The following is an 8,888-nucleotide window of genomic DNA, read 5'->3' as shown; positions in this document are numbered from 1 at the left end:
TCTATATCAACTACGGATTTGTTTGAGGCAGCATACATTTTAGGACACCACCCGGAAACCATCATGACCCCAGAAAACACCCCCGAACAGCCTGACATCACCCCGCCAACCGTGCCGTCGCCCGTCGTTGAAGAAGTGCCGCCGGAGCCAGTCGCCGCAGAAATCCCGCCGCCACAGCCCGAAACGCCGCAAGAACCCGACCAATGGCAGCCGGAAAAACACCGTTTCGGCAGCATTGCCATTCTGGTGGCGACCGTCGCGGGCGCGCTGCTCGCCCTGTATGCCTTCCGCCTGCCGCCGTTCGGCCTCGGCGAGGTTTACACCAACAACGCCTATGTGCGCGGTAACATCACCGTGGTCAGCCCGCGCGTCGGCGGTTATGTGCTGAACGTGCTGGTGCGCGACTTCGATACCGTCAAGGCCGGGCAGCTGCTGGTGGAAATCGACCGCGCGCCCTACCTCAGCAAAGTAGAGCAGGCGAAAGCGGGCATCCTCGCCCAGCAGGCGGCGCTGGACAAAACCAAACAGGATCGCGCCTCCGCCCAATCCGCCGCCAAGGCGGGGCAGGCGGCCATTGCCAACGCCCAGGCGGTGCTTGCCGCGCCAACCGAGAATGGAAGCGCATCAAGGGTGTCAGCAATGATGCCATCTCGCAAAGCAGCCGCGGCGCGGCGCAGACCGCAGTCAAACAGGCAGAAGCCGCGCTGACGCAGGCAAAAGAACAATACGCCATCGTCCAACAGAACATCCTCAATGCCGGGGTGGGACGCGAAGGCGCCGCCGCTGCCATCGACAACGCCAAGGCAATGCTGGCGCTGGCCGAACAGGAGCTGGGACACACCACCGTTTACGCGCCTGCCGACGGCCAGTTGGGCGAAGTCGCCGTCAAAAAAGGCCAACTCGTCAGCGTGGGCACGCAACTGATGTCGGTCGTCCCCGCCGCGCGCTGGATTGTCGCCAACATCAAGGAAACGGACATGAAAAACATCCGCAGCGGCCAGCAGGCGGACATCACCGTCGATGCCCTCGGCGGCGCACATTTCAGCGGCAGCATTAGTGAAATCGCCCCGGCGACCGCCTCCGAATTCAGCATCATCAAGGCCGACAGCGGCACCGGCAATTTCGTCAAAATCGCCCAGCGCATCGTCGTCAAAATCGAGCTGCATCCGGGACAGACGGATTTGCACAAACTCGCGCCGGGAATGTCGGTTGAAGTGCGGATTGACACCCGACAGAAATAAATGCGGCTTTTCGGAATATAGCCATCCACCGAAAGTTTCAGACAAGGCGCGTCGCCGAAGACAGTACGCTTTTGTACGGCGAGGCGACGCAACACCGTATGAGGCTTTCGGTGGATGGCTATATAGTGGAATAAAACAGAAATAGCCAAAAAATACCCCCCTCCCCTGCAGGACGCGCCAGCGTCCGTAGCGAGGGAGGGAGCATATTAGCTGTTTTCCCGACTTTCAGTTCCCTATGCAAGCATACGGAAAAATGCGGTTCCCCAAGATTTTGAACAGGCCCCAAGTACTGATTACAGCATAATAATGAACATTGAATTCAGACAGTTAAACAATAAAAATCAATAGATAAAATTATAGCAAGGCATGAGTGGTATTTTTCTTCTTATTCCAGCCTCGCATATGGCTTGTTGTAAATTTTCAGACATAAATATTGAATCACTTATTTGAGGATCATGCCAAAGATCCACAGAAGATTTTAATGATTCTGAAGAAAAATAATAAGATTCTTGTAATTCAATTTTATAAGAAGGTGAAGAATATATTTTTTTTCCACTAATATTTAGATAAAAAATCGATGAATCGCTATACTCAGGTAAAAAAAATTCTTTATGTTCACAAATATTTATGTAAAAATAAGGGGCTTTAGCAGCTTCATCATTGGATTTTATACCTGATATTCTAACCTCACACATCTGCGTGCTTCCCAAATTAAATCTTAGGAGAAGATTAGCAAAACTCTCCGTTGCTATGATAAAACCATCGAACACAGAAAATATTGGAGAAAGCCTCTTTTTTTGAAGACCACACCTAGGGTAAAGTAATTTGGGAAATTTATCCTCAGATAACGGTTGTTTTTTCTTAAGTAAAGAGACTCCATTGTTCATTGTAGTGAGTAGTTCAGAAAATTCTTCTTCCTCTGCTGGTGTCCTATCTAGCTTGGCATCAAGTTTCCTGTAAGTAAGGATATCTATTCCTTGTGGAATATCCAATTCAAAATCAGGTCCTTTTGAAAGTAATAGCAAATCATTAATTAACCAAATTGCTTTTTTTTTCGTAGACAAAACGCTAACCTCTTGACGTAAAATTTAGGGGGAGCAGTAGGCGCATGGTAAGCAAGGATTCTATTTATAGCATTCCTTACAAAGCGCTGTACGGCGTTTCCTGCCTCGGCTACAAAGTCGTACTGTCTTCAGCGGCGCGCCTTATACAGCATTTTGTGAGTATCGCTATATAGCGATACACTCAAAGTTTTACACAAGGCGCAACGCTGGAGGTGGTACGCGGCTATATAGAAAGGCGGCATAGTATGAGACTTCTTTCGGTGTATTGCTATAAGCCGCTCGCCGGTCGGCTATCACCTCCTGCAAAAAACCGCCCTATCCAAGGCGGTTTGCGGGTTTGCCGTTCAGGACACCCGTTTACGGTCACGGGAATATCAAACCATTCAATATCAAAGCATCACTTGCGCCAACAGCCAAATCCAGAGGATGCCGCTGATGCCCTGGATGGCGGTGGCGGCGGTTTGGGTGCGGTAGCCCTGGCCGACGCTCATCCGACTGAACTGGGTGACGACCCAGAAGAAGCTGTCGTTGGCGTGGGAGACGGTCATCGCGCCCGCGCCGATGGCCATCAGGCAGAGGACGCGCCCCGTTTCGCTGTCCAGCCCCATCTGGCCGAGCAGCGGCGCAACGATGCTGGAGGCGGTGACGAGGGCGACGGTGGTCGAGCCTTGCGCCGTTTTCAGCGCGGCAGCGACGATGAACGGCATGAAGATGCCGATGCCGCTGCTGCTCAGGGTGTGGCCGAGATAGTCGCTCACCGGCGTTTCTTTGAGAATCGCGCCGAAAGCACCGCCCGCGCCGGTAATCAGCAGAATCGGCGCGGAGACGGTGAGGCCGTCGCCGACGATGGCGCTGATGCGCGCGGTTTTGTCTGCGCCACGAATGAGGGTGAAGGCGAGGAAGGTGCCAATGAGCAGGGCGTTGAGCGGCGTGCCGAGGAAATTGAAGATTTGCGCGACGGTGCCGTCGCCAAAGGGATGTGTCGGGAAGGCGGCGATCGAGCCGAGGCAGATGAGCAGGATGGGCGCGACGATGGGCATGAACGCCTGCGCGGGCGAGACCGGCTTGCCGTAGCTGTCGCGGATGGCCTGCGCGCGGGCATCATCGGTGGGGGTGGTGGCGGTGCCGTCCGGCCGTTCCCGCAAAAAGCGGTTCGCCCACAGCCAGCCCGCCATAATCGGCACCACGGAAACGAGCAGGCCGACGCCAATCACCAGACCGAGCTGGTTGCCCAAATCCAGATTGCCAGCGGCGGAAATCGGCCCCGGGGTCGGCGGCACAAAAGTGTGCGTCGCATACAGCCCGGTCGCCAGCGCGACGCTCATTGCCACCGATGACACTTTCATTCGCGCCGCCAGCGATTCCTTCAGCGAATGAAGAATGACAAAGCCGGAATCGCAAAAAACGGGAATGGAGACAATCGCGCCGACAATGCTCATCGCCAGCGTCGGGAATTTCGGGCCGATGGCTTTCACCACCGATTCCGCCATCACCAGCGCCGCCCCGGTTTTCTCCAGCACGAGGCCGATAATCGTGCCGAGGACGATGACAAGGCCAATCGAGCCGAGGATATTGCCGAAGCCGGTGCCAATCGTTTTCGCAATTCCCGCCAGCGGCAGGCCGTAACAAAAGGCGGTGAGAAAACAGGCGAGCAACAGCACGAGGAAGGGGTGCCATTTCAGTTTGGCCGTCGCCAGCACAATAAAGACGATGACTAGTAATAACCACAGAACGATCATAAAGCCTCCAGTGTGAAAAACTGCGCTCATTATCCCGGCGTCTGCCGTTAAAGACAACAGAAATACACGGTAAATACCACAAAAGCCCTCAGTAAATACACATTCAGGCGCGATGATAGGGGTGATGGTGGTTGATGCTCCAGGCGCGGTAGAGCGCTTCGGCGACGATGATGCGTACCAGCGGATGCGGCAGGGTGAGATTGCCGAGCGACCAGCTTTCGTGGGCGAGTGCCTTGATTTCCGGGGCGATGCCTTCCGGGCCGCCGATGATGAGCGCGAGGCGGCGGTGATGTTCCTGCCAGTATTGCAGCCGTGCGGCGAGGCTTTCGCTGCTATGCGCGCGTCCGGGGATGTCCAGCGTCACCCGGTAGTCGCTGCCTTGCAGTGCGCTTTGGATTTGCGCCGCTTCTTTTTGTTGCGCCGCCGCCAGTTGGCTGGCACTCGCCCGTTTTTGCAGCGGGATTTCGGTGAGGCCGAGGGTGAGGTCGCCGCTCAGGCGGTCGGCGTAGTCGGCGTAGCCGCGATTGACCCAGTTCGGCATTTTCTGGCCGACGGCGATGATTTCGATGTGCATGGCTATATATGAAGGATGCGGCGGCTACGGGATGGGGTAAACCGTTACTGTCGCGTCATCGGCGGCGGCGATGGGCAGGCCGGTGGCGTCGGCGGGCGGGTAGATGGCGCCGGTCATTACCGCTTCGCCGTCGTTGATGTAGATTTCCAGCGAAGAGGTGTCGGCGTAGATGCGCAAGCTGTGCAGTTGTGCGAGCGCGAGGCGGCGGATGTGGCCGCCTTTGCCGGGCGCGTCTTTTTCCGGTTCGGGCAGCGCGCCGCTTTGACTGCGGTCGAAGATGAGTGCTTCGCCGTTGTAGGTCAGTACGGTTTTGGCGGTGGCTCCCGCACGCAGGGTGAGGATGAAGGGGCGGCTTTGCGGGTTGGCGAGGTTGAGTTCGTAGTGGATGCCGTCGTGTTCGCCTTCGCCGCGCAGTTGGTCGAGCGCGGGCAATGGCCGCTGGCGCAGTTGGCCGTTCTCTATCGTCAGCACGCGCGGCAGGGTGAGGCAGTGCGCCCAGCCGTCGCGCGCGCTGGGGCAGCTGGTGTCGGGCAGTCCCATCCAGCCGATGAGCAGGCGTTCGCCGTTGGCACCCCGTGTGCTTTGTGGCGCGTAGTAGTCAAAGCCGTGGTCGAGTTCGCGGAAGCCGTCGTGCGTGAAGCGGCAGGCGGCTTTGTCGAAGGTGCCGAGGAAGTAGCCGGACTGGTAGAGGTTGCGGCAGCGGTCGCCGTCGGCGGGCAGGCCTTGCGGGCAGCAGAGAAAGATGTCGCGCCCGTCGAGCGGGAAGTAGTCGGGGCATTCCCACATATAGCCGAAGTCGGGCAGGCCGAAGTCGATTTCGCCGCGCAGTTGCCAGTCGCGCGTGTCGGGCGAGGTGAGGTAGAGCGCGCCACCGGTGTGGTTGTCGCGTTGCGCGCCAAGGACGATGCCGTAGCTGCCGTCGGTTTCGCGCCAGATTTTCGGGTCGCGCACGTGTTCGCTGTAACCGGCAGGCGCGCCGTTGAGGAAGGGCGGTTTTTTGTGCAGGCCGTGCGCGTCGAGGCGGGCGGTGAGCTGGTAGGGGATGCGCTCCCAGGCGGCGGTACGGTGGTTGCCGGTGTAGGCGATGAGGAGTCCGTCGCCGTCGGCAAGCGCGCTGCCGGAGTAGGCGCCGTGGCTGTCCCAACGGCTATCCGGCGCGATGCCGATGCCGTGGTTTTGGTAGTGGACGAGGTCGGCGCTGGTGAGGTGTTGCCAGTATTTGAGGCCGTGTACCGGGCCGAGCGGGAACCATTGGTAGAAGAGGTGGTATTCGCGCCCGTCGTGGCAGAAGCCGTTGGGGTCGTTGAGCAGCCCTGCGGGCGGCTGGATGTGGTAGCGCTGCCGCCACGGGCTGGCAGTGGCCTGCGCGCAGAGGCCGTCAAAACGCGGGCGGGTGTCGGCATTGAGCGCGGTGTAGCGCGCTTCGCGGGTCCAGTTCATGCGGGTTTCTCCTGTGGTTTGTGGTTTTCGGTGTAGATGAGCAGCGCGCCCATGCGGCAGTGTTCTTCGAGGCTGGTGAGCTGGCGGCGGTTTTCTTCGCTGTCGTCAAGGTCGCAGTCAAGTTTGCCGATTTCTTCGAGGTCGGCGAGGAAGGCGCGGGCGTCGTCTTCGAGTTCGGGTTGCAACCAGTGGATGGCAACGGTAAATCCCTGCGCCCAGGCGGCCAGTGCTTCGGCGCGCGCGGCAAGGGTACCGTCTTCCGGCAACAGCAGTTGGTAGGAGAGGGCATCGGCGGCGAGCGTTTCTTCAATTTGCCGCGAGAGACGGTCGAAGGCTTCGTGCGCGATGGTGTCAATCTCGCCTTGGGCAAAGAGGATTTCCGCCCAACGCCCGCCCTGATTGCAGGCGACGAGCGCGCTCAATATGCCTTGCACTTCGCTGGCGCCAAACCACCATTCGCGGGTGGCAATGAGTGCGGCGAGGGCGTCGTAACGGGGTTGTGTGGTCATGCTTTTTGTCCGGCTGTTGGAAAAGATGGTAGTATAAATGAAACCGTGGTAATGGCTTGCCATTATCGTCATTTAGAGCCTAAGCAGGAATCAGCATGAAGCCAGTTCAGGAACGTTTACATATAGACGAATTAAAACGTGTTGAAAAGCAGACCAATACTTTGCTCAAGGCATGGCGCACGCTCAACCGGAATCACCGGCAATTGCAGGAAGATTATGACAAACTGAATGTCCGCCATAATCTCACCGTGCAAGAACATCAGGAAACCCTCGCCCAGCGCGCCGAGGAATATCGCATTGCTTTGGAACACGCCGATACCCGTTGGCGCAATCGCTATGACGAGGATAAAGCCGCATGGGCGGCGGAAAAGGAAGCGCTGATTGTCGCCCATGCGCAGGCATTGCGCGAACAGGCGGCAGAACATCAGCGCGCCCAGGATGATTTGCAGGCGGAGCTGGATGATGCCAACCGCCGCAAACAGGCAATGATTGACCGTATTCGCGGGGTAGAACAATGAGCAAGCAACAAATGAAAGTCACCTTGCAGATTCTGGAAAATACCTATCCGCTGATGTGCGAGCCGCATGAGCGCAATCTGCTGATTGAAGCGGCGGAGCAATTAAACGCATCGCTCTCGGATATGCGGCGTGACAATCCGAAAGTGCCGATAGACCGCCTGATTGTCCTGTCCGCGCTGCAAATGACCTTTGACTTGTTGCAAGAGCGGCAAACGATTGCACGCGAAGTAAGCATGGTCAATCAGGTCAGCGAACGCCTGCTCAGTACATTAAGCCAGGCGATTGCCGAAGAAAATCTGGGCGACAGTTAATGCGTCCTGCCATCCCCGCGCTGCGGGGATTTTTTTAACGAGAGGTGTGTCATGAAAAACCTGTTTATCCTTTCCGCATTATTATTGACCCTGAATGCGCAGGCAGAAACTGCCGCGCCCGCTGCGAATAATGCCGCCTATTCGCAAAAAATAGAGCAAGTCTTTCATGGCGAAACGCTGAACCGCAATATCCAGCTTTATCGCAAAGGCGAATTAAGCGAATGGGACCGGGAAAAGGCAGCGGGTGGTGAAGGTGCATTGCTTGGCGAATTTGCCTATACCCGCAAACAGACCGATGACCACGATGCCTTTCGTGAAATCGGCTGGATGACTTTGCCACCCGGTGCAGCCATCGGTTTGCACAAGCACGAGAATAATGAGGATGTCTATATCATTATCTCCGGCAAGGGCATCTTTACCGACAGCAACGGCAAAGAAAGCGAAGTCCAAGCGGGCGACATTACCATTGCCCGGCCAGGACAAAGTCATGCGCTGAAAAATGCGGGCGATGAACCGCTGGTATTTCTTGATTTAATTGCGCAGACTGCCAGTGCAGCCCCTGCGACAGATGAGAAGGCAAAGCAATAAGCGCGGATTTTTGCTAGGATAGCGGCCGCTTTCGCGTCGGGGTTGAACGCGGCGGCGCTTCCATCCACTTAATCTCAAAGGAGAACGGCATGAGCCACTATCTATTCACATCCGAGTCGGTATCCGAAGGGCATCCCGACAAAATCGCCGACCAAATTTCCGATGCGGTGCTGGACGCCATCATCGCCCAGGACAAACACGCGCGCGTCGCCTGCGAAACCCTGATTAAAACCGGCATGGTCGTGCTTGCCGGGGAAGTCACCACCTCCGCCTGGGTTGATTTGGAAGACCTGGTACGCAAAACCGTGGTCGAAATCGGCTACAACAGCTCCGACATCGGCTTTGACGGCTCCACCTGCGGCGTCTTCAACGCCATCGGCAAACAATCCTCCGACATCGCGCAAGGCGTGGACCGAGAAGAAAAACGCAAACAGGGCGCGGGCGACCAGGGGCTGATGTTCGGCTACGCCTGCGACGAGACCCCGACGCTGATGCCCGCCCCCATCATGTACGCGCACCGCCTCGTCGAGCGGCAGGCACAGGTGCGCCGCGACGGCGTGCTGCCGTGGCTGCGCCCGGACGCCAAATCACAGGTTACCTTCCGCTATGAAGACGACAAAATCACCGGCATTGACGCCGTCGTCCTCTCCACCCAGCATGACCCGGACATCTCGCAGAAGGATTTGCAGGAAGCGGTGCGTGAGCTGATTATCGACAAGGTGCTGCCCGCCGAATGGATTGACCGCAACACCAAATTCCACATCAACCCCACCGGCAAATTCGTCATCGGCGGCCCGGTCGGCGACTGCGGCCTCACCGGACGCAAAATCATCGTCGATACCTACGGCGGCTCGGCGCACCACGGCGGCGGCGCATTTTCCGGCAAGGACCCGTCCAAAGTGGA

The 8,888-nt window shown here is 57.4% G+C and carries 11 protein-coding genes; 6 read left to right on the top strand and 5 right to left on the bottom strand.

The genetic code is table 11. The annotated features are described in order from the left end of the window. Positions 1–63: 63 nt before the first annotated feature. A complete protein-coding gene (locus Q0349_RS12000; RefSeq protein WP_298081241.1) occupies positions 64–708 on the top strand; it encodes a biotin/lipoyl-binding protein in 645 nt (214 codons plus the stop codon). Between the two features lie 53 nt (positions 709–761). After that, positions 762–1,241 (top strand): efflux RND transporter periplasmic adaptor subunit, encoded by a 480-nt coding sequence (locus Q0349_RS11995; protein ID WP_298081240.1) that lies wholly within the window; start codon positions 762–764, stop codon positions 1,239–1,241. A gap of 341 nt (positions 1,242–1,582) precedes the next feature. Here the strand turns inward: Q0349_RS11995 and Q0349_RS11990 are convergent, their stop codons facing one another. From Q0349_RS11990 to Q0349_RS11970, 5 genes are all read right to left on the bottom strand, one after another. Continuing rightward, entirely contained in the window at positions 1,583–2,305 is a 723-nt protein-coding gene (locus tag Q0349_RS11990; RefSeq protein ID WP_298081239.1) for a hypothetical protein, read from the bottom strand. Between the two features lie 389 nt (positions 2,306–2,694). After that, positions 2,695–4,044 (bottom strand): GntP family permease, encoded by a 1,350-nt coding sequence (locus Q0349_RS11985; RefSeq protein ID WP_298081238.1) that lies wholly within the window; start codon positions 4,042–4,044, stop codon positions 2,695–2,697. A gap of 103 nt (positions 4,045–4,147) precedes the next feature. Further along, entirely contained in the window at positions 4,148–4,618 is a 471-nt protein-coding gene (gene rlmH, locus Q0349_RS11980) for a 23S rRNA (pseudouridine(1915)-N(3))-methyltransferase RlmH (protein WP_298081237.1), read from the bottom strand. Between the two features lie 24 nt (positions 4,619–4,642). After that, a complete protein-coding gene (locus tag Q0349_RS11975; protein WP_298081236.1) occupies positions 4,643–6,058 on the bottom strand; it encodes a sucrose-6-phosphate hydrolase in 1,416 nt (471 codons plus the stop codon). Beyond that, positions 6,055–6,567, bottom strand: coding sequence for a UPF0149 family protein (locus Q0349_RS11970; RefSeq protein ID WP_298081235.1), 513 nt, complete (start codon positions 6,565–6,567; stop codon positions 6,055–6,057). Before Q0349_RS11970 ends, Q0349_RS11975 begins: the two co-directional genes overlap by 4 nt. Before the next feature lie 95 nt (positions 6,568–6,662). Here Q0349_RS11970 and Q0349_RS11965 point away from each other — a divergent pair, with 95 nt between their 5' ends. From Q0349_RS11965 to metK, 4 genes are all read left to right on the top strand, one after another. Further along, on the top strand, positions 6,663–7,085 hold the full coding sequence (locus Q0349_RS11965; protein WP_298081234.1) for a hypothetical protein: 423 nt from the start codon (positions 6,663–6,665) through the stop codon (positions 7,083–7,085). Further along, entirely contained in the window at positions 7,082–7,396 is a 315-nt protein-coding gene (locus Q0349_RS11960; protein ID WP_298081233.1) for a cell division protein ZapA, read from the top strand. Before Q0349_RS11965 ends, Q0349_RS11960 begins: the two co-directional genes overlap by 4 nt. A gap of 51 nt (positions 7,397–7,447) precedes the next feature. Continuing rightward, the gene (locus Q0349_RS11955) at positions 7,448–7,984 is read left to right on the top strand and encodes a cupin domain-containing protein (protein ID WP_298081232.1); all 537 of its coding nucleotides are present in this window, start codon (positions 7,448–7,450) and stop codon (positions 7,982–7,984) included. An 89-nt stretch (positions 7,985–8,073) separates the two neighbouring features. Then, positions 8,074–8,888, top strand: an 815-nt coding sequence (gene metK, locus Q0349_RS11950; protein WP_298081231.1) for a methionine adenosyltransferase, incomplete at its 3' end; no start/stop codon positions are given.

This window comes from uncultured Cardiobacterium sp., assembly GCF_938028185.1.
GTDB lineage: Bacteria > Pseudomonadota > Gammaproteobacteria > Cardiobacteriales > Cardiobacteriaceae > Cardiobacterium.
This window is presented reverse-complemented; position numbering and strand designations above follow the sequence as displayed.